At 66.3% G+C, this 20,788-nt stretch carries 18 protein-coding genes; 12 read left to right on the top strand and 6 right to left on the bottom strand.

Features of this window, described 5'->3' with window-relative positions:
- Nucleotides 1–17: 17 nt before the first annotated feature.
- From DFK10_RS05555 to DFK10_RS05540, 4 genes are all read left to right on the top strand, one after another.
- Entirely contained in the window at nt 18–1,103 is a 1,086-nt protein-coding gene (locus DFK10_RS05555) for an ABC transporter permease (RefSeq protein WP_109387449.1), read from the top strand.
- Nucleotides 1,103–2,017: an ABC transporter permease gene (locus tag DFK10_RS05550; protein WP_109387447.1), complete on the top strand. Its 915-nt coding sequence runs from the start codon at nt 1,103–1,105 to the stop codon at nt 2,015–2,017. The genes DFK10_RS05555 and DFK10_RS05550 overlap by 1 nt, the downstream gene beginning before the upstream one ends.
- A 50-nt stretch (nt 2,018–2,067) precedes the next feature.
- Nucleotides 2,068–3,153: a BMP family ABC transporter substrate-binding protein gene (locus tag DFK10_RS05545; protein WP_109387445.1), complete on the top strand. Its 1,086-nt coding sequence runs from the start codon at nt 2,068–2,070 to the stop codon at nt 3,151–3,153.
- Nucleotides 3,154–3,348: 195 nt separating this feature from the next.
- The gene (locus DFK10_RS05540) at nt 3,349–4,428 is read left to right on the top strand and encodes an NAD(P)/FAD-dependent oxidoreductase (RefSeq protein ID WP_109387443.1); all 1,080 of its coding nucleotides are present in this window, start codon (nt 3,349–3,351) and stop codon (nt 4,426–4,428) included.
- A 6-nt stretch (nt 4,429–4,434) separates the two neighbouring features.
- On the opposite strand, the gene DFK10_RS05535 is transcribed toward DFK10_RS05540, so the two are convergent.
- The gene (locus DFK10_RS05535; RefSeq protein ID WP_109387441.1) at nt 4,435–5,316 is read right to left on the bottom strand and encodes a LysR family transcriptional regulator; all 882 of its coding nucleotides are present in this window, start codon (nt 5,314–5,316) and stop codon (nt 4,435–4,437) included.
- A 102-nt stretch (nt 5,317–5,418) separates the two neighbouring features.
- On the opposite strand from DFK10_RS05535, the gene DFK10_RS05530 reads away from it, so the two are divergent.
- On the top strand, nt 5,419–6,957 hold the full coding sequence (locus tag DFK10_RS05530; RefSeq protein WP_109387439.1) for a proton-conducting transporter transmembrane domain-containing protein: 1,539 nt from the start codon (nt 5,419–5,421) through the stop codon (nt 6,955–6,957).
- A 30-nt stretch (nt 6,958–6,987) separates the two neighbouring features.
- Nucleotides 6,988–9,345: a YbcC family protein gene (locus DFK10_RS05525; RefSeq protein WP_235866774.1), complete on the top strand. Its 2,358-nt coding sequence runs from the start codon at nt 6,988–6,990 to the stop codon at nt 9,343–9,345.
- A gap of 59 nt (nt 9,346–9,404) precedes the next feature.
- On the opposite strand, the gene DFK10_RS05520 is transcribed toward DFK10_RS05525, so the two are convergent.
- Nucleotides 9,405–11,903 (bottom strand): GcvT family protein, encoded by a 2,499-nt coding sequence (locus DFK10_RS05520; protein WP_109387435.1) that lies wholly within the window; start codon nt 11,901–11,903, stop codon nt 9,405–9,407.
- A 333-nt stretch (nt 11,904–12,236) separates the two neighbouring features.
- On the opposite strand from DFK10_RS05520, the gene panC reads away from it, so the two are divergent.
- The 3 genes from panC (at nt 12,237) to DFK10_RS05505 (ending at nt 14,306) form a co-directional block, all read left to right on the top strand.
- Nucleotides 12,237–13,088 (top strand): pantoate--beta-alanine ligase, encoded by an 852-nt coding sequence (gene panC / locus DFK10_RS05515; protein WP_109387433.1) that lies wholly within the window; start codon nt 12,237–12,239, stop codon nt 13,086–13,088.
- Nucleotides 13,085–13,897 carry a 3-methyl-2-oxobutanoate hydroxymethyltransferase gene (gene panB, locus DFK10_RS05510; RefSeq protein WP_109387431.1) on the top strand — a complete coding sequence of 271 codons (813 nt, stop codon included), beginning with the start codon at nt 13,085–13,087 and terminating at the stop codon, nt 13,895–13,897. The genes panC and panB overlap by 4 nt, the downstream gene beginning before the upstream one ends.
- 193 nt (nt 13,898–14,090) lie before the next feature.
- Nucleotides 14,091–14,306, top strand: a complete 216-nt coding sequence (locus DFK10_RS05505; protein ID WP_109387429.1) for a hypothetical protein — start codon at nt 14,091–14,093, stop codon at nt 14,304–14,306.
- An 82-nt stretch (nt 14,307–14,388) separates the two neighbouring features.
- On the opposite strand, the gene DFK10_RS05500 is transcribed toward DFK10_RS05505, so the two are convergent.
- Nucleotides 14,389–15,375 (bottom strand): 2-hydroxyacid dehydrogenase, encoded by a 987-nt coding sequence (locus DFK10_RS05500; RefSeq protein ID WP_109387427.1) that lies wholly within the window; start codon nt 15,373–15,375, stop codon nt 14,389–14,391.
- Between the two features lie 110 nt (nt 15,376–15,485).
- Here DFK10_RS05500 and DFK10_RS05495 point away from each other — a divergent pair, with 110 nt between their 5' ends.
- The 3 genes from DFK10_RS05495 (at nt 15,486) to DFK10_RS05485 (ending at nt 17,268) form a co-directional block, all read left to right on the top strand.
- Nucleotides 15,486–16,004, top strand: a complete 519-nt coding sequence (locus DFK10_RS05495) for an SH3 domain-containing protein (protein ID WP_109387425.1) — start codon at nt 15,486–15,488, stop codon at nt 16,002–16,004.
- Between the two features lie 104 nt (nt 16,005–16,108).
- Nucleotides 16,109–17,026, top strand: a complete 918-nt coding sequence (locus DFK10_RS05490) for a cation diffusion facilitator family transporter (RefSeq protein WP_109387423.1) — start codon at nt 16,109–16,111, stop codon at nt 17,024–17,026.
- Complete coding sequence (locus tag DFK10_RS05485; RefSeq protein WP_109387421.1) at nt 17,023–17,268, top strand: hypothetical protein; 246 nt, start codon at nt 17,023–17,025, stop codon at nt 17,266–17,268. Before DFK10_RS05490 ends, DFK10_RS05485 begins: the two co-directional genes overlap by 4 nt.
- Here the strand turns inward: DFK10_RS05485 and DFK10_RS05480 are convergent.
- The 3 genes from DFK10_RS05480 to dut are packed head-to-tail and all read right to left on the bottom strand — an operon-like array spanning nt 17,242 to nt 20,767.
- Nucleotides 17,242–19,260, bottom strand: coding sequence for a M3 family metallopeptidase (locus DFK10_RS05480; protein WP_109387419.1), 2,019 nt, complete (start codon nt 19,258–19,260; stop codon nt 17,242–17,244). The two genes, DFK10_RS05485 and DFK10_RS05480, sit on opposite strands and share 27 nt — an antisense overlap.
- Entirely contained in the window at nt 19,257–20,318 is a 1,062-nt protein-coding gene (locus tag DFK10_RS05475) for a HesA/MoeB/ThiF family protein (protein WP_109387417.1), read from the bottom strand. Before DFK10_RS05475 ends, DFK10_RS05480 begins: the two co-directional genes overlap by 4 nt.
- Nucleotides 20,315–20,767, bottom strand: a complete 453-nt coding sequence (gene dut, locus DFK10_RS05470; protein WP_109387415.1) for a dUTP diphosphatase — start codon at nt 20,765–20,767, stop codon at nt 20,315–20,317. The genes DFK10_RS05475 and dut overlap by 4 nt, the downstream gene beginning before the upstream one ends.
- Between the last annotated feature and the right edge of the window lie 21 nt (nt 20,768–20,788).

Raw genomic sequence — 20,788 nt, 5'->3', positions numbered from 1 at the left:
GGTAAGGGGGCCTTGGCATGATCACGTTGGAACGCCGCCCCCAGCCCTCAAGGGCCTGGTCCTACCTGTCGCCGCTGCTGGCCGTGATCGTCACCATGATCGTCGGCGGGCTTGTGTTCGCGGCCCTTGGCAAACCGCCGGTCGAGGCGATCCGCACGATCTTCTGGGACCCGCTGTTCGGCGATTTCGCCAGCTATTTCAGGCCGCAGCTTCTGGTCAAGGCCGCGCCGCTGATCCTGATCGCCATCGGGCTCAGCTTCGGTTTTCGCGCCGGGATCTGGAATATCGGCGCCGAGGGCCAGTATATCATGGGCGCGCTGTTCGGGGCCGGGCTGGCCTTGGCCTTCTACCCGTCCGAGGCACGCTGGCTGGTCTTTCCGCTGATGATCGTGGCCGGCACGTTGGGCGGGCTGATCTGGGCGATGATCCCGGGGCTGTTGCGCGTCTATTTCCGCACCAATGAGATACTCGTCTCGCTGATGCTGGTCTATGTCGCCGATTTCCTGCTGGACGCGATGGCGCTGGGTCTGCTGCGCAACCCCGATGGCATGGGCTTTCCGGGCAGCCGCAACCTGCAGCAATACCCGGCGGCGCATAATGCCGAGCTGATCGCCAATACAGGCATGCATTGGGGCGTCATCGCCGCGTTCTTCGCCGTGGTGGCCGCCTATATCCTGCTGAGCCGACATATCTTCGGGTTCAATGTCCGCCTGGCCGGGCAAAGCCCCCGCGCCGCCGCCTTTGCCGGGGTAAGCGCCGACAAGATGGTGCTGATCTGCCTCGGGCTGTCCGGGGCACTGGCCGGGATGGCCGGCATGTTCGAGGTGGCGGGCCCCTCGGGGCAGGTGCTGGCCAGTTTCAACGTGGGATACGGGTTCACCGCGATCATCGTGGCCTTCCTGGGCCGCCTGCACCCGGTGGGCATATTGCTGGCCGGGTTCCTCATGGCCCTGACCTATATCGGCGGCGAGCTGGCGCAAATGAATCTGCAACTGCCGCGCTCGGCGATCCAGCTCTTCCAGGGCATGCTGCTGTTCTTCCTGCTGGCGGTGGACGTGATGACGAATTTCCGGATCCGGTTCGGCCGGCAAAAGGTGGCGTGATGGACCTGTCTTCGATCAACCCGCTCCTTCTACTGGCCTCGCTCATGGTGGCCTCGACCCCGATCCTTCTGGCCGCCCTCGGCGAGTTGGTCGTGGAACGCGCTGGCGTGCTGAACCTGGGCGTCGAGGGCATGATGATCACCGGCGCGGCCTGCGGCATCATCTTTTCCACGCTAACGGGCAATGCCTGGCTCGGCTTCGCGGGGGCGGCGCTGGGGGGGCTGATGCTGTCTTTCCTCTTCGCGGTGCTGACACAGGTGCTGCTGTCCAACCAGGTGGCAACCGGCCTGGCCCTGACGCTGTTCGGGCTGGGCCTGTCTGCGCTTCTGGGCCAGAGTTTTGCCGATGCCCGCCCACCGGCCTTTCCGAAACTCGACATTCCCATCCTGTCGGATCTGCCGGTGCTGGGGCCGGTTCTGTTCCGCCATGACGGCATGGTCTATATTGGTCTGCTGCTGGTGGTCGCGGTCTGGTATTTCCTGTCCCGCACCCGCGCCGGCCTTGTGTTGCGCGCGGTCGGCGAGAACCACGAGGCCGCCCATGCCCTTGGCTATCGCGTGGTGCTGATCCGCTTCGGGGCGATCATGTTCGGCGGGGCCTGCGCCGGTCTGGGGGGCGCTTATATCAGCCTTGTCCGGGTGCCCCAATGGACCGAGGGCATGACCGCCGGCGCCGGCTGGATCGCCCTGGCCATCGTCGTCTTCGCGGGCTGGAAGCCCTTGCGGCTTCTGCTGGGCGCCTATCTCTTCGGCGGCGTGACCGTGTTGCAGTTGAACCTTCAGGCGGCGGGCCTCGCGATCCCCGTCGAGTACCTGTCCATGTCGCCCTATGTTGCGACCATCCTCGTTCTTGTCATATTGGCAGCCGGACGCGCGCCCGGGTCACTGGGCAAGACATTCCACGCCTCGCGCTGAGGCCAAACACGAACCGGGGCGGCTGCCGCCCCACCAACCGGGAGAATACCATGAAAAGAAGAACGCTACTGAAAACCGGCGCCACCGCCGCATTCGCCGCCGCCCTGGGCGCCCCGCTGCGGGCGCAGGACGGGCCGATGAAGGTCGGCTTCGTCTATGTCGGCCCGATCAACGATGGCGGCTGGACCCAGCACCACCACCATTCGGCCAAGGAAATGGTCGAGCATTTCGGCGACGCGGTCGAACTGGTTTACCAGGAAAGCGTGCCCGAAGGCCCTGACGCCGAACGCGTGATGACCCAGATGTGCCTGCAGGGGTGCCAGATCATTTTCACCACCTCCTTCGGCTTCATGGACCCGACGATCAACGTCGCCGCCAAGTTCCCCGACGTGGTCTTCGAACACGCCACCGGCTACAAGACGGCAGACAATGTCAGCGTCTATTCCGCCCGCTTCTACGAGGGCCGCGCCATCCAGGGTCACCTGGCCGGCAAGATGACCCAGTCCAACAAGGTCGGCTACATCGCGTCCGTTCCGATCCCCGAGGTCGTGCGCGGCATCAACTCGGCCTTCATCCACGCCCGCAAGGTGAACCCGGACGTGGAATTCAAGATCATCTGGATCTTCGAGTGGCTGAACCCGGCCAAGGAAGCCGACGCCGCCAAGGCGCTGATCGAACAGGGCTGCGACGTGGTGCTGCAACACACCGACTCCACCGCGCCCCACGCCGCCGCGAAAGAGGCCGGCGGTGTTTACACCTTCGGTCAGGCCGCCGACATGGCCGAATTCGCGCCGATGCCGCGGATCTCGTCGATCATCGACAACTGGGCGCCCTACTACATCGACCGCGTTCAGGCCGTGATGGACGGCACCTGGGAAAGCGTGAACACCTGGCAGGGCATCGGCGAAGGCATGGTCGGCATCGGCGAGATTTCCTCGGCCGTGCCCGATGACGTGAAGGCCGAGGCCGAAGCGATGCGCGACGCCATCGCCGCGGGTGAGTATCACCCCTTCACCGGCCCGTTGACCGACCAGAGCGGCACCGAGTTCCTTGCCGAGGGCGAGGTGGCGGATGACGGCCTGCTGGCCGGCATGAACTTCTACGTCGAAGGAATCGAGGGCGACATCCCCTCCTGACCTCCGGCTCCGGTTCGAAACGAAAGGCCCGCCGATCCGGCGGGCCTTTTTTCATGCCGGAGACCTGTTGGCTGCGCGCGTTGTGGGGGAAGGCGGGTTCGTGTCGCCACGGTCTTGCGGTCGGGCTACAGCCCCCTTTTCCTTTCCCGCGCGTCGTGATTGTCTGCCCGCAGCGACAACACGGACACGGATAGAATGACGGATTTCCTCATCATCGGCGGCGGCATCGCCGGGGCCTCGATCGGGGCGCGGCTGGCGCATCTGGGGGCGGTCACGCTTCTGGAACGTGAGGACGCGCTGGCGTTTCACGCTTCGGGTCGGTCGGCGGCACTGTTCGAGACGCGCTATGGCAAGCCCTCGACCATGGCGCTCAGCCAGGCCAGTGCCACCTATCACCACGAGGCGAATGGCGGCGTTCTCAGCCCGCGCGGCCTGATGCTGGCCGCGACCGAGGCGGAACGCGAGCTGTTCGAGGAAGAAGTCGTCGCGATGGGGATGGAGCGGATCACCCCCGACGAGGCCCGCGCGTTGTTTCCCATTCTCGACACCAAGGCCGCGCCGCTGGTCGGCCACCATGACGAGGCCTGGGATATCGACACCGACCGGCTGGTGCAGAACTTCGCCGCCGAGATCCGCGCCAATGGCGGCAGCATCCGCACCCGTGCCGAGGTGCGCCATATCGAGAAAACGGCCGCCGGCTGGCGCGTCGATATCGGCAGCGAGGTTCTGGAGGCGCGCAACCTGGTCAATGCCGCCGGCGCCTGGGTCGACGAGATCGCCCATATGGCCGGGATCGCGCCGCTTGGCGTGCATCCGCTGCGCCGCTCCATGGCGCGCATTCCCGCCCCCGAGGGCCTGGATCCGGCCAACTGGCCGATGGTCTTCGGCGCGGGCGAATCCTGGTATACGAAACCCGATGCCGGAGCGCTGATCGTCTCGCCCGGGGATGAGGACCCGCAACCGCCCATGGACGCCTGGGCCGATGACATGGTGCTGGCCGAGGGGCTGGCCCGGTTCGAGGCGGTGATGGAGTACGAGGTCACCCAGATGCTGGCCAACTGGGCCGGCCTGCGCACCTTTGCACCCGACCGCCAGCTTGTCCTTGGCCCCGACCCCGACGATGCCAGTTTCATCTGGATGGCCGGGCAAGGCGGCTACGGGTTCCAGACCGCCCCAGCCGCAAGCCAGCTGGCGGCCGACCTGGTGGCGGGCCGCCCGCCCGAGATCGAGGCCGGGATCGTCGCGCAACTGACCCCGCACCGCCTGCGCGGCTGACCTGACCTAGCTGTCCGCACTCGAAGGCGACAGCAACTGGGCCAGGAGCGGGTTGGGATTGCGGCGACGCATGGTCACGGCGCAGAAAGTCTCGCGAATCTCGTCCAGACGGGCGAATTCCACCAGCCGCCCGGCGCGCAATTCCTGGTCCACCACGATGGGCGGGATAACGGCAACCCCCGCATCAGCCCGCGCCAAGAGGCGCAGCATGGCCATGTCATCGGCCTCGGCGGCGATACGCGGCACGATTCCAAGACGGTCGAGCAAGGCATCGAAACCCGCCCGCAGCGCTGTTTCCGGCGTCGGCAGGATCAGGGGATGTGAGGCCAGCACGCCCTCGATCCCCGCGCCCGGTGCCGGGGCCCGCCCCGGCGCGCCAACGAGGCTGACCGGCTGTTCATCCAGCCGTTGCACGAGATAGGGGCTGGCTGCATCCCGTGGCGGCACGAGGTTGGTGAGCACCACGTCCAGTGCCAGCGCGTCGAGCCCCCGCAGCAGGCTGTCCTGCGATCCGGACCGCAGCACGACCTCGACATCGTCGCGCCCCAGAAGCGGCTTCAGAAAGGCCATCTGGAAATTGCGCGACAGGGTGGCCAGCGCCCCGACCCGTAAAACCTTGCGCCGGGTTTCGGCGGATCGCAGCGTCGCGGTCAGGTCCTCGGCGGTGCGAAAGATCTCTTCAGCGTGATCCAGCGCAATACGCCCCGCCTCGGTCAGGACAAGGCTGCGACCGCTGCGCTCGAAGAGGTCCTGGCCCAGCGCTGTCTCGAGCGCGCGCACCTGGGTCGAGACCGCCGATTGCGAGATGTTCAGCGCCCGGGCCGCACCGGTAAGGGTGCCATCACGGGCCACGGCGCGAAAAAGGCGAAGGTGGTGCAGGTTCAGCATGACATTATTCTATATTATAGAACGATAATTCCAAACAATGAATTTTTATTGATACCTCCGCGCCGGTAGGACAATCAAAGCCACTTGCACCGGAGGTATCCCATGGCACCCATGATCCCGCTGTCCATTCTTGCACCGCTTGCCCTGCTGCTCGTCGCGGCACTGGCGCTGCGCCGTCCGGGTCGGCGGCCCGGTGCCCTGCCCCGCCAGTCGGAAGCCGGAACGCTGATCGCCCTTGCACTGGTGGCACTTGGTGGCCTGCAATACCTCTCCCAGGGGCCGGTCAGCGGCCTTTTGCGGGCCGATGCGATCAGCCTGTCGCTGGCCCTGCTGGTGGCCTTTCTCGGCTGGGTGGTCATAAGGTTTTCCCGCAGCTACCTGGACGGAGAAGCTCGCGAGGGCGCGTTTCACGGGCAGATGCTGGCGACGCTCGCCGCAGTGCTGATCCTCGTGCAGGCGGGCAACCTGTGGCTTTTGGCGGGGACGGCCGTCGCGGTCGGACTCGGGCTGAAACACCTCCTGCTGTTCTATGCCAACCGCCCCGAGGCCCGGCGCGCGGCACGCAAATTCACACTGGCCTGGCATGGCGGGGACGGGGCGTTGATCCTTGCCGCCCTATTGCTGACCGCCCGTTTCGGCACGACCGATCTGACTCAACTCGCAACGCTGTCCACGCATGATGGTCTGGGAAGCGCCGGCGGTCTGGCGGTGGCGCTGCTGGTGCTGGCCGCACTGCTCAAATGCGCGGCCTTCCCGCTGCATGGCTGGCTGACCGAGGTGATGGAGGCCCCCACCCCTGTCTCGGCCCTGCTGCATGCCGGGATCATCAATTCCGGTGGCGTCATCCTGCTTGCCACCGCACCGCTGGTGCAGGAAAGCCCCGGCGCCATGGCCGCGCTGGTCATGGCGGGCGGGTTTACCGCGCTGTTCGGGGCGACGGTCATGCTGACCCAAAGCGCGGTCAAGACGGCGCTGGCCTGGTCGACCGTGGCGCAGATGGGGTTCCTGATGCTGCAATGCGGTTTGGGCCTCTGGCCGCTGGCGTTGCTGCACATCCTCGCGCATTCGCTCTACAAGGCGCATGCCTTCCTGTCCTCGGGCGGCGCGGTGACGGCGGTGGCTGCCCTGCGGCGGCCCGGGCCGGTGGCGGTGCCCGACCTGGGCGCGGTACTGAAGTCCTTTGCCCTCGCACTCTTGCTTTATGCCATGATCGCCGGGCTGTTCATGACGGTCTTAGGAGCGAAGTCCCCGCAGGCGCTGGCGCTGGGGGCGATCCTGATCCTCGGGGTGGCCTACCTGGTGGCCCAGGGGCTGGCCGATACGGCCCCCGCCCCACTGACCCGGCGCACCGCGTTGGCCTCCCTGGCCGCCGCCACGGGATACTTCACCTTCCAAGCCCTGGCCCAGGCGCTCTGGGGCCCCGCCCTGCCCGCCGCGCCAACCCCCGGCCCGCTGGAATGGGCGCTGATCCTGCTGGCGCTGGCCTCGTTCGGGCTGGTGGCGCTGGCACAGGCCCTGTTCCCGCTTTGGGCGCATCATCCGGCCATGGCGGGGCTGCGGGTGCACCTGGCGAACGGCCTCTACCTCAACGCGCTGCTCGACCGGGCCCTCGGCGGGCTGCGCACGGGCAAGACCAGCTGAAACCGACGGACCAAGGAGACCAAGATGTTCATGACCAAGACCCAGGCCGCGCCCTTGCGGCAGTCCGAAATCCTGGCCGCGGCCGACGCTGCCCTGCGCGCCATCCCCCCGGCTTTCCCGCTGGACGCGACCGTTGCGGTAAACCCCTTCCTCGGCCAGTCGGGAGAGGACCTTGCCACCGCGTCGGTCCGCCTTGGCCGCGTCGCGGGGGTTGCGACGACCCGCACCATGGCCGACTACGCCGCCGACCTGAAGGCGGGCCAGATGACCGAAGCCGATATCGAGGCCGCGATGGCCGCCTGCACGTCACCGGCGAGACCGACAGACATGGCCAGCCTGCGTGCGATGCTGGAACGCGGCACCGCGCCTGCCGGATCGGGCCGCCTGCCAAACCTGGCCGAGCTGGCCGCTGAGACCACCGGCACGGACTGGCCCGCCTTGATCGAGCGCGGCATCGGCCTTTGGGCCGCCGGCCATTTCGACCGGGGCCAGGCGCTGTGGACACCGCGGCCCGGACAGGGGGCCTATGCCGCCTGGCGGGCCTGGGCAATCCATGACCTGACGCCCGAGATCGCGGGCCTTTCCGGGTTCTGCGCCCATGTGGCGGCCCTGCCCGACAGCGCGGACCGGGCCATTCTGGCAGCGGCGCAGGATATGGGACTGTCCGAGGCGTCGGCTGAAACCGTCTTTCACGGCCTGCTGATGGACCTGGGCGGCTGGGCGCAGCATGCCCGCTGGCTGCTGTGGCAGGCCGAGATGCAGGGCGGCAGCGATGCCACGCTGCTGGACCTGCTGGCCATCCGGCTGGCATGGGACGCGGCACTGCTGAGCCATCTGCCCGATCTTGCCGACGCATGGGCCGACACCGTCGCCGCCCATGCGCAACCCGTTGCCCCCACGACAGACCAGGTGGCGCTGGCCATCCTGCAAGAGGCCCGCGAACGCGCCCATCAGCGGCAGCTGGGCGCGGCACTGACTGGCGGCGCACCGGCCCGTGACCGGGCCGAATTGCAGGCCGCTTTCTGCATCGACGTGCGGTCGGAACCATTCCGGCGGGCGCTGGAAAGCCTCGACCCCGGCATCGAGACCATCGGCTTCGCCGGGTTTTTCGGCCTGCCCGTGGCGCACAAGGCGCAAGGCTCGGATATTGTGGACTCGCATCTGCCCGTTCTGCTGTCCCCGGCTTTGGACACGACCAGCCAGGCCGACGCGCGCACCGAGACCGCGCACCGGATCAAGGCCCGGGCCGCACGGGCCTGGGGCCGGTTCCGGCAGGCGGCGGTGTCGTCCTTCGCCTTCGTCGAGGCCGCCGGGCCGCTCTATGCCGGAAAGCTGCTGCGCGACGCCACGGGGCGTGTCGGAAAGGATGCTCCCCCCGGCCCCGCGCCGCAGGTGGTCGGCGGGCTGAGCGCCGAGGCCAAGGCTGACACCGCCGCGGCGGTTCTGGGCGCCATGAGCCTGACCGAGGGGTTCGGGCGGACCATCCTGCTGCTGGGCCACGGTGCCAGGGTGACGAACAACCCCCATGAAAGCGCCTATCACTGCGGCGCCTGTGGCGGCCAGACCGGCGAGGTCTCGGCGCGTCTTCTGGCGGGGCTTCTCAACGATCCCGATACGCGGGAGGGGCTGGCCAGCCGTGGCATCGACTTGCCCGAGGACACCGCTTTCGTCGCCGGGCTGCACGACACGACGACCGATCGCATCACGCTCTATGACACCGAAACCCTCGACCGCGACTTGGCGCAGGTCCGGGACTGGCTCGACCGGGCCGGGACCATCACGCGGGCCGAACGGGCGCGCGACCTGCCCGGCGCCGACGCCAAGACCGTGGCGGCGCGGGCGCTGGACTGGGCCCAGACCCGGCCCGAATGGGGGCTGGCCGGATGCGCCGCCTTCATCGCCGCGCCGCGCCATGCCACCGCCGGGCGCGACCTGGGCGGACGCTGTTTCCTGCACAGCTATGACTGGCGGCGTGACAAGGAATTCGCCACGCTGGAGTTGATCCTGACCGCTCCGGTGGTCGTGGCCAGTTGGATCAGCCTGCAATATTACGGGTCGTCCATCGCTCCCGATGTCTTCGGCGGCGGCAACAAGCTGATCCACAATGTCGTCGGCGGGATCGGCGTGGTCGAAGGCAATGGCGGGCGCCTGCGCCCGGGCCTGCCCTGGCAGGCCGTGCATGACGGCGAGCAGCTGATGCATGACCCGCTGCGCCTGTCGGTCATGATCGAGGCCCCGCAACAAGCGATCACCGATGTGCTGGCCCAGCACCCCGATGTGCGGGCGCTCTTCGACAACGGATGGCTGCACCTGTTTGCCCTGAAGGACGGGCGCATCGCCGCCCGCTATCGGCCGGGTCTCGAGTGGCAGGCCGAGACCGCCGGTTGAAACCGAAAGCGCCCCCGGAAAACCGGGGGCGCAATCCGTTCAGGCATGACGCACGGGGGTTACCCGTCGACGCGGATTGCCTCGTTCTTGGGGTCATAGGGGCTGTCCTGCACCACCTCGGCATCCCACAGCTGGTCCAGCATCTTGATCTTGAGCCTCGTGCCGGGCGCGGCCAGTTCTGGGCTGACATAGCCCATGCCGATGGACTTTCCGAAATGCACGGAATAGCCGCCCGAGGTCAGACGCCCGACCCGTTTGTCACCATCATAAAGCGCCTCGACACCCCAGGGGTCGGCATCCTCGGGCCCGTCGATCAACAGGGTGCAGCACTTGCTCCGCACGCCGATCTCTTCCATCGCGGCCTTGCCCTGGAACTCCTTGGACAGATCGACAAAGCGCGGCAGATCGGCCTCCAGCGGGGTCGCGTCACGGCCCAGCTCGTGTCCGAAGGCGCGATAGCTCTTCTCCTGGCGCAGCCAGTTCTGGGCGCGCGCGCCGACAAGCTTCAGCCCATGCTTCTCACCGGCCTTTTCCAGCAAATCGAACAGGTAATTCTGCATCTCGATCGGGTGATGCAATTCCCAGCCAAGTTCCCCCGTATAGGCCACGCGGATCGCGTTGACCGGGCACATGCCAAGCTCGATCTGGCGGGCGGACAACCACGGGAACCGTTTGTTCGACAGGGCAGTTTCCGGTTCGGCATCCTTGATGACCTCGGCCAGAACGTCGCGCGATTTCGGCCCGGCGATGGCGAAGACACCCCACTGGGTGGTCACGTTTTCGACCGCGATATAGCCGAACTCCGGCGCCTTGTCCTCGGCGCATTTACGCAGATAGTCGCCATCGTAATCGGTGAGCGCACCGGCGGAGACTAGGTAGTATTCATCCTCGGCCAGCCGCACGATGGTGTATTCGGTGCGCGTGGTGCCCGCGGGGGTCAGCGCGTAGGTCAGATTGATCCGGCCCACCTTGGGCAGCTTGTTGCAAGTGAACCAGTCGAGGAAAGCTGTCGCACCCGGCCCCTTGACGGTGTGCTTGGTGAACGCGCTGGCATCCAGCAGGCCCACGCCCTCGCGGACGGCCTTGGCCTCGTCCACGGCGTATTGCCACCACTCACCGCGGCGGAAACTGCGCGCGTCATGATCAAAGGTCTCGGGCGCATCCAGCGGGCCGAAATAGTTGGGCCGCTCGAAGCCGTTGACACAGCCGAATTGCGCGCCGCGCGCTTTCATCCGGTCATAGCAGGGGGCGGTCCGCAGCGGGCGGGCCACTTCGCGCTCCTCGTCCGGATGGTGCAGGATGTAGACGTGTTCGTAGGCCTCTTCGCATTTGCGGGCGCCGTATTCGGTGGTCATCCAGCTGCCGAACCGTTTGGGATCGAGCGACGCCATGTCGATCTCGGCCTCGCCGTCGACCATCATCTGCGCCATGTAATAGCCGGTGCCACCGGCGGCGGTGATCCCGAAAGAGAACCCCTCGGCCAGCCACATGTTGCGCAGGCCGGGGGCCGGGCCGACCAGCGGGTTGCCGTCCGGCGTGTAGCAGATCGGGCCGTTGAAATCGTCCTTCAGCCCCACCTCTTCGGTGGACGGGATCCGGTGGATCATGGACATGTATTCTTCCTCGATCCGCTCGAGATCCAGCGGGAAGAGGTCCGCCCGGAACGTATCCGGCACGCCGTATTCGAACCGGGCCGGCGCGTTGCGCTCGTAAGGGCCGAGAATCCAGCCGCCGCGCTCTTCGCGCACATACCACTTGGCGTCGGCATCGCGCAGGACCGGGTGTTCGCCATGGGTCTTGCGGAACTCCACCAAGGCCGGGTCGGGCTCGGTGACGATGAACTGGTGCTCGACCGGGATCGCCGGCATCTTGATGCCCAGCATGCGCGCGGTGCGCTGCGCGTGATTGCCCGACGCCGTGACGACATGCTCCGCCGAGATCACGATCTGCTCGTCGCTGGGGACAAGGTTGCCGCCCTTTTCCACCATCTTGGTGCAGGTGACATCCCAGTGGTCGCCCTTCCATTCAAAGGCATCCGCCTGCCACTTTCGCTCGATCATCACGCCGCGCTGACGGGCGCCCTTGGCCATGGCCATCGTCAGGTCGGCCGGATTGATATAACCGTCCTCGGGGTGATAGATCGCGCCCTTCAGATCCTCGGTATTCACCAGCGGCCAGTTTTCCTTGATCTGGTCCGGAGTCATCCATTCGTAGTGGACGCCCACCGTCTCGGCGGTCGAAGCATAGACCCGGTATTCGTCCATCCGTTCGTCGGTGCGGGCCATGCGCAGGTTGCCCACCACCGAGAACCCGGCATTCAGACCGGTTTCTTCCTCGAGAGTCTTGTAGAACTTGACCGAATAGTCGTGGATGTGACTGACCGCGTAGGACATGTTGAACAGCGGCAGAAGGCCGGCGGCATGCCAGGTGCTGCCGCTCGTCAGCTCGTCGCGTTCCAGCAGCATGATGTCATCCCAGCCGGCCCGGGCCAGGTGATAGGCGACCGAGGTGCCGATGGCTCCGCCACCGATGACAAGAGCACGGACATTGGTTTTCATCTTGGCGACTCCAGTTTTCTTTTCCGACGCTACCATGCCCGTTCTGGCCGATTTCGGCGAACCGCAGCCGACGCCAAAACCTTCAAAACCGACGCCCGGCTTCTTTGGGTCGAAAATACCGCGGGGGAGTCGGCCCCGGCCGACGGGGGCAGCGCCCCCATCCCGCCCGCAGCCCGCACCCGGCCGGGGCGGTGCGATCATGCTGAATTGGCCGGATGAAAGCCTGCGGAAGCAGCCCTTTCGGTCCCGCCCAACAGTCGCAAGACAGCTTGCCCGCATCCCCTCCCCCGGTGTAGGCCTGCGAAACCGACCATATCCGCCCGGACCCGCCCCATGCAGATCTGCCGAACCGTTTCCGATATCCGCGCCGCCGTGGCCCGGTTCCGCGCCGCCGGAGAGGGCGTGGGCCTGGTCACCACGATGGGCGCGCTGCATGACGGCCACATGGCGCTGGTCTCCGAGGCACGCGGCGCCCATGACCGGGTCGTCGCCACGATCTTCGTCAATCCCACCCAGTTCGGCGAGGCCGCCGACCTGGAAAACTACCCCCGCACCGAGGCCCGCGATCTTGAGATGCTGGAAGCCGCCGGCGTCGATGCGGTGCTGATCCCCGAGGTGTCCGAAATCTACCCTGAAGGTGATGAAACCATCGTCGAGACCACCCGCCTGGCCAATATCCTGCATGGCGCGGTCCGGCCCGGTCATTTCCGGGGCGTCACCACCGTGGTAGCCAAGCTGTTCAACATCTGCCAGCCCGACGCCGCCTATTTCGGGGAAAAGGATTTCCAGCAGCTGCATGTGATCAAACGCATGGTCCGCGACCTGCACATGCCGCTGAACATTCGCGGCGTGCCCACCGTGCGAGAGGCCGACGGACTGGCCATGTCCAGCCGCAATGTCCGTCTGACGCCCGAGGATCGCGCCGCCGCGCCGGTTCTGTCGCGTGCCCTCGATGCCGCGCAAACCAGCGGCGCGGGCCGGGTCGAAGACCTTGCCCGGATCATCCGGGAGACCATCGCCACCGAACCCCGCGCGACACTCAAGGGGCTCGATATCGTTTGGCTGTCCGATTTCTCGCCCGCCACCGGCCGCCTGACCGCGCCGGTCGGCATCATGATTTCCGCCGAATTCGGCCGCGGGGACAACCATGTCCTCTTGATCGACCAGAGGGAGGTCCACCCATGAGCGCCCAGACCGAAACCGTTCGCCGCATGACCGTGCCGCAGATCCGTTCCCGCAAGGGAGGCGAGCCGATCGTGTCGCTGACCTCCTACCACGCGCATACCGCGGCGCTGGTCGACAAGTATGCCGACTTCATCCTTGTCGGCGACAGCCTCGGCATGGTGATGCACGGCATGGAAAGCACCGTGGGCGTGCCGCTGGACCTGATGATCATGCATGGCAAGGCCGTGGTGCGTGGGACCAAGCGGGCGCTCGTCGTCGTGGACATGCCCTTCGGCACCTACGAGGAAAGCCCGAACATGGCCTTTCGAAACGCTGCGACGATCATGAAAGACACCCAGTGCCAGGCGGTCAAGCTGGAAGGCGGCGCGCGGATGGCGGAAACGATCCGCTTCCTGGTCGAACGGGGCATCCCCGTGATGGCTCATATCGGCCTGACCCCGCAATCGGTGAACACGATGGGCGGCTTCAAGGTGCAGGGCCGGGATGAAGAGGCCTGGAAGGTGCATATCGAGGATGCGAAAGCCGTCGCCGAGGCCGGGGCCTTCGCGGTCGTGGTCGAAGGCGTGGTCGAGGAACTGGCCGACCGCATCACCGAGGCGGTCGACATCCCCACGATTGGCATCGGCGCGTCGAAGAATTGCGACGGGCAGATCCTCGTGCTTGAGGACATGCTTGGCCTGAACCCCTGGACCCCGAAATTCGTCAAGGTCTACGGCCAGTTGGGCCCGATGATCGAAGAGGCGGTCAAGTCCTACGCCGACGAGGTCAAGACCCGCGCCTTTCCGGGACCGGACCAGGTCTACAAATAGCGCCGGTTCCACGACTCAGCGTGATTTCGCGGCAGGCGCCACACCGATATAGGGTTGTTTCTGCGACAATTTTATCTCAGGGGCGTCATTGCGGGCGGGTTTGCCCTAGCTCAACGAGAGCCGAATCCTTAATACCTCTGGCAGGTAATGCGAGGATGCCGCACCAAAAGCGGCCCCGCGAGGAGAGCAGGCTATGACCAGATACACGCTTGTGGCGCTTTGCGCCGTGACGGCCCTTGGCGCGTGCGGGTCACCGGAGATCGCGTCGCGGATGGACAATCGCGGCATGCTGTTTCCCGGTTTCGACGGATCCGACACCGCGACCAGTAGTCCCTACGTCCCCGAGATCGTGGGCGCACGGGCCGACAACGACTTCATGCGGTTCTCGACCCTCTCCATGACGCGCTGACGATACGGGTCGGCAATGTCCGCGATGTCGCCGTGAAACAGGGCTGGATCGCGGTTTCCAACAACCGCGAAATGCGACAGCACTAGAGCATCGAGGGCACGACCTGATCCGGCGGGCGGTGCCCGTCATCGAAGGTCTTGATGTTCAGCAGGACCTTCTCACCCATCTCGATCCGCCCCTCGCGCGTGGCCGATCCCATATGCGGAAGCAGCACGACATTCTTGAGCTCCCGCAGGCGGGGATTGATCTGGTTGCCATGTTCGAAAACGTCCAGACCGGCCCCGGCCAGTTCGCCATTGCGCAACATCCGGGTCAGTGCGTTTTCGTCGATCACCTCGCCGCGCGAGGTGTTCACGATCACCGCATCCTCTTTCATCAGCTTGAGCCGTCGCGCATTCATAAGGTGGAAGGTCGATGGCGTATGCGGGCAGTTGATCGACACCACGTCCATCCGCGCGATCATCTGGTCGAGGCTTTCCCAATAGGTGGCACCCAGGTCTTCCTCGGTCTCGGGGCGCAGGCGGCGGCGGTTGTGATAATGCACCTGCATACCGAAGGCCGCCGCCCGCCGCGCCACCGCCTGGCCGATCCGGCCCATGCCCAGGATACCCAGCCGCCGCCCGGCAATGCGCCCGCCCAGCATCGCGTTGGGGGCCCAGCCGCTCCATTCTCCCGACTGCATCCGCGCCAGCCCCTCGGGAATGCGCCTTGTGACCGCCAGTAGAAGCGCCATGGTCATGTCGGCGGTATCCTCGGTCGCAACATCCGGCGTGTTGGACACCAGGATGCCGCGCTGGCGTGCGGTTCCCACGTCGATATGGTCCACGCCCGCACCGTAATTGGCGATCAGCTTGAGGTTTTCACCAGCCTGCCCGAGCAGTCCGGCATTGATAGTGTCCGTCAGCGTCGGCACCAGCACGTTGCAATGCCGCACCGCCTCAACCAGTTCCTCGGGGGTCATCGGGCTGTCATCGTCGCGCAGTTGCACGTCGAACAGTTCCTTCATGCGGGTCTCGACCACCTCGGGCAACCGTCGCGTGACGACAACACTCAGGCGTTTGCGTGGCATCCGTGGTCCTCCGTCGCTTTCCTTGACTTGCTCTGTGTGGCAACGTGCCTGTATCCGCGACGCGGCACAAGAACCCCGCGCGGACGAGGTGCAGAATACCAGGTGGGCCCATGAAAATCCTGCGGCACGTTCTGACGTGTTTTTTCGTGCTTAGCGCGGGCACGGTCCCGGCGCAGGAGATTGCGCAGGCCGCGACCATAGAACGCGGGCCGGTGACCAACCTGCCTTTGCCGCGCTTCGTTTCGCTGAAGGCGAACGAGGCCAATGTGCGCCGCGGACCAAGCCTGTCACACCGCATTGACTGGGTGTTCGCCCGGCGCGACATGCCCCTGCAGGTGGTCGGGGAATACGGCCATTGGCGCCGCGTGACGGATCGCGAGGGGATGGGCGGCTGGGTGCATTACACGCTTCTGTCCGGCAATCGCACGGTGATCGTGGAACGCGATATGCTGCCGCTGCTGTCACGCCCGGAGGAGGACGCCAGCCAAACCGCCATGCTGGAGCTGGGCGTCATCGCCGAGCTGGACGAATGCGGCCCTGATTGGTGCCGTCTTTTTGCAGGGGGCTACAAGGGCTGGGCCCCGAAGGCCGCGCTCTGGGGCGTCGATGCCGAAGAGATTCGGGACTAGCGCAGACCGCCGCCGTGAGGCACCAATGCAAAGTCGCCGGCGCCGTCGCTTCATCGCGCAGCACATTCTTTCTCTGGCGCGCGCGCCACGCTAAGCATGGGATCATGACCCGTTCGGACACCACGCTCAACCTGTCTGCCGGCATCGCTTCGGTCACCGTCGCGCTGGTGCTCGTCCTGGCCAAGCTCTGGGCCCTGCGCGAAACCGGGTCTCTGGCGGTTGCGGCGGCCCTCGCCGACAGTGCGCTCGACCTGATGATGTCCCTGGGCGGCCTGGCCGCCATCGCCTATGCGGCAAAACCGGCGGATGCCGACCACGCCTTCGGCCATACCGCCGTCGAGGACCTTGCTGCACTGGCGCAATCAATGATCATCATCGCCTCGGCCGGGGTCATCGGCGGGGCGGCGACCATGCGTCTGGTGGCCGGGAACAGCCCCCTGCCCGCGCAGGAAAGCAAGGGGATCGCGGTGATGATCCTCTCGATCCTGCTGACCGGGGCGCTGGTCTGGTGGCAGCGCCGGGTCGCGCGGCGCACCGGCAACAAGGTCGTGGCCGCCGACAGCCTGCACTATATCGGTGACCTGGTGCCCAATCTGGGCGCGCTTCTGGCGCTGGCCGCGTCCGCCCTGTTCGGGCTGGGCCAGGTGGACAGCATCGTCGCACTGGGAGCCGCCGCCATGCTGATCGTCGGCGCGGTGCGGATCGGGCGCGGCGCCTGGCATGCCCTGATGGACCGGCAGGCCGATGCGGACACAATTGCGGCAATCTCGCAAATCGCCCGCGACTATCCCGGCGTGCTGGGGCATCATGACCTCAAGACCCGGCAATCGGGCAGCCGCCTGTTCGTCAACCTGCATATCGAGCTGGACGGCACCCAGACCCTGTACCAGGCCCATTCCATTGGTGCCGGGCTGCGGCGTGCCATCCTGAAGGAGTATCCGCAGGCGGATGTTCTGATCCACAAGGACCCACATGGTGTGACGCCGCATCCCGACGACCCGCAAAAGGAGAACGCAACGTGACCCCAGAGACATTGGAGGCCCGCCTGATCGCACAGCGCAAACTGCTGGCGCGGATCGTGGCCGTGCTGCAGGAACCATCACTCGACAGTTTCCTGGCCGACCGCAATCACCTCGAACTGGGCGCCGAGGACCCCGGCGCGGTGCCAGACGAAGCCTTGGCGTTTGCCGGGGCCGTGGCTGACGAGTTGCGCGAAATCGAGAAGCTGGCCGAGCGTTTACGCGGCCAGGCCCCGGCCCCGTAGCAGCGCCGCCGCGTCGGGCATCTCTCCTCGGAACCGGGTATAAAGCGCCGCCGCGTCCTCGGACCCGCCCCTTGACAGGATGTGCGCTTCCAGCGCTTGGGCCATCTTGGCGTCGAAGGGGCCGCCGGCCTGCTGGAACGCCTCGAAGGCATCCGCGTCCATGACCTCGGACCACATGTAGCTGTAATAGCCCGAGGAATAGCCATCGCCCGCAAAGACATGGGCGAAATGCGGCGTGCCGTGGCGCATCCGAATGGCCTCTGGCATCCCGATCTCTTCGAGAATCTCGGCCTGTTTCTGCATCGGATCCACCGGGGCGGGGCCATCGTGAAAGGCCAGATCCACCAGCGCCGAGGCGAGGTATTCGACCGTCTGGAAACCCATATCATAGGTCGTGGCCGCCAGAAGCCTGTCCAGCAGATCACGCGGCATTGGCTCGCCGGTCTCGGCATGGGTGGCATAATGTTCCAACACCTCGGGCACCTCCAGCCAGTGCTCGTAAAGCTGGCTGGGCAGTTCCACGAAATCGCGGGCCACAGAGGTGCCGCTGATCGAGGCGTAGGTCACGTCCGAGAGGATATGGTGCAGGGCATGACCAAATTCGTGGAACAGCGTGCGCGCATCATCATAGGACAGTAGTGCCGGCTGTCCCTCGCCCGGTTTGGCAAAATTGCACACATTCACGACATGCGCGCGGATATCGCCCGCCAGCTTCTGCTGGCTACGGATGGCGCTGCACCATGCGCCCGAACGTTTCGAACCGCGCGCGAAATAATCACCGATGAAAACGGCCATGTGCGACCCGTCGCGTGTCACCTCCCAGGCGCGCACATCGGGGTGGTAGAGGGGCGCCTCGATTTCCCGGAACTCCAACCCGAACAGGCGATACGCACAGTCGAAGGCCGCTTCGATCATCCGGTCCAGTTGCAGATAGGGTTTCAGCTCGGCCTCGTTCAGATCATGTTCGGCGGCGCGCCGTTTTTCACTGTAGTAGTGCCAGTCCCATGGCCGCAGCGGCCCTGTGATTCCGTCGGCATGCAGCATGGTTTCAAGAACCTGCGCATCCGCTTCGGCGCCGCGCTTGGCCGGCGTCCAGACCTGCATCAACAGATCGCGCACGGCGCCCGGGGCGCCGGCCATCTCGGTTTCCAGCTTGTAGGCCGCGAACGTCTCATAGCCAAGCAGGGCGGCGCGCTCCTCGCGCAGCTTCAACACCTCGGCGGCGATGGCGCGATTGTCGGTTTCACCGCCCATCGCCCCGCGCGCGGTCCAGGCCTCGTAGGCTTTTTCCCGCAGGGCCCGGTCAGGACAGAATTGCAGAAACGGCACGATCAAGGATCGCGAGGTCGTCACGACCGGGCCTCGCCCCCGTTCTGCCCCGGCAGCGCGGGCGGCGTCCTGCACGAAACCGGGCAGGGCCTGCAAATCCTGTTCGGACAGGTCCATGAACCAGTCCCGCTCATCAGCCAGCAGGTTCTGCGTGAATTGCGTGCCCAGCTCGGCCAGCCGTTGCTTTATCTCCGTCAGCCGGGCGGCCTCGGCCCCTTGCAACTGCGCCCCCGCCCGCACGAAACCGCGCCGGGTCAGCATCAACACGCGGGCCTGTTCCTCGGTCAGGTCCAGCGTCTCGCGGTCCTGCCAAAGCGCCTCGATGCGGGCGAACAGCGCCGCGTTCGACGTGATCTCGGAGCCGTAGGCGGCCAGTTTCGGGGAAAACTCGCGCATCAGGGCCTGGCGCGCGTCGTTGCTGTCGGCTCCTGCCTGGGCGTAGAACGCCCCCAGCACCCGGCCCAGCGTTTCATCGGCCAGTTCCAGCGCCTCGATCGTGTTGGCAAAGCTCGGCGCATCGGGGTTTTCGGCAATCGCGGCGATATTGGCGCGCGCCTCATCCAGCGCCGCCTCGACCGCCGCGGCATAGTCGGCATCGGTGATCCTGTCATAGGGCGGCAGGCCGAAGGCTGTGTCCCAGTCGGCAAGCAGGAGGTTGGTCATGTGGTCTGTCCTTCTCGGTCACCCCCGCAGATGGGGCAATCGGCCTTCGGTTTCAACGCCATCACACGGGTCTCGCCATAAAGCGCGTCATGGATCATCATCCGCCCGCGCAACCCTTCGCCCGCACCGGTGATCGCCTTGACCGCCTCGACGGCCATCATCGCGCCTATCACGCCGGGCAGCGGACCCAATACCCCGGCCTCGGCACAGCTGGGCACCAAACCCGGTGCGGGGCGCTGCGGGAAGATGCATTCATAGCAGGGCGTGCCCTTGGCCGGATCATAGAGGCTGATCTGCCCCTCCCACTGGGTCAGCGCGGCAGCGATCAGTGGAATTCCAAGGGCCGCGCAAGTGCGGTTGACAAGGTAGCGCGTGTCGAAATTGTCCGATCCGTCAAGGACAAGGTCGTACTCAGTGAACAAGTCCGTCGCGATTTCTTCGCTCAGGCGGCGCTGGTAGGGGCGCACCGTCACATAGGGGTTAAGCGCCTCCATCGCCTCGGCCGCGGAATGGACCTTGGGCATGCCGATGCGGGCATCGGTGTGGATCACCTGTCGTTGCAGGTTCGAGTTGTCCACGACATCATCGTCGATCACACCAATCGTGCCGACACCGGCAGCAGCCAGGTATTGCAGCGCAGGCGCGCCCAGCCCCCCGGCGCCAATGACCAGCACGCGCGCCTCTTTCAGGGCCTTCTGCCCCGGTCCGCCGATCTCGCGCAGCACGATATGGCGGGCATAGCGCTCCAGTTCGGTCTCGGAGAAACTCCCGGCTTGCGGGGCCTCGTCACGGGCCTGCCCCCGCCTTGCCCGCGCCTTGATGCGGCGGAAAACAAGGCTGTAGGCCCAGACGACCAGCCCCAGCCCGATCAGCAACCCCCACAGGCGCGGATCGCCGCCCGTCGCCTCGCGCAGGGGGTGCCCATCGGGCAGAACCAGCTGCACCAGAAGCACTGCCGCCAGAAGAACACCGATCATCGTGAAGCGCGCCGAATAGGGCGCCTTCATCGCGATGCCGATCCCCCAGAGCGCGGCCGCCATGGCCAGGACAACCGTCATGCCGCCCCCGTGGACCCGAACCCGCCCGCGCCGCGATCCGTGTCATCGAGCAGGCCAGTTTCAAAGGCAGCCTGCACCACCGGGGCCACGACCATCTGGGCGATCCGGTCGCCATGGGCCACGGTGAACGGGGCGTCGCCGGTGTTTTGCAGGATCACGCCCAGCGGCCCGCGATAGTCGCTGTCGATGGTGCCGGGGCTGTTGGGCAGCGTGATCCCGTGCTTGAGCGCCAGCCCGGACCGAGGCCGAAGTTGCACCTCGTAGCCCGCCGGAATCGCGAGCCGCAGCCCGGTCGGGATAAGCGCCCGCGTGCCGGGGGCCAGCTCAACCTGTCCGCGATCCTCGAAATTGGCGCGCAGATCGGCCCCGGCCGCCCCCGCGCTGGCATAATGCGGCAGGCCAAGCGCCTCGTCCGCGCCGTCGACCCATTCGAACCGTATGGTCACCATGCCCGTTTTCTTCCCTCTTTC

This window comes from Salibaculum griseiflavum (assembly GCF_003129565.1).
Taxonomy (GTDB): Bacteria; Pseudomonadota; Alphaproteobacteria; order Rhodobacterales; family Rhodobacteraceae; genus Salibaculum; species Salibaculum griseiflavum.
Note: the sequence above shows the minus strand (reverse complement) of the source record. Positions and strands in the feature narration are given on the sequence as shown.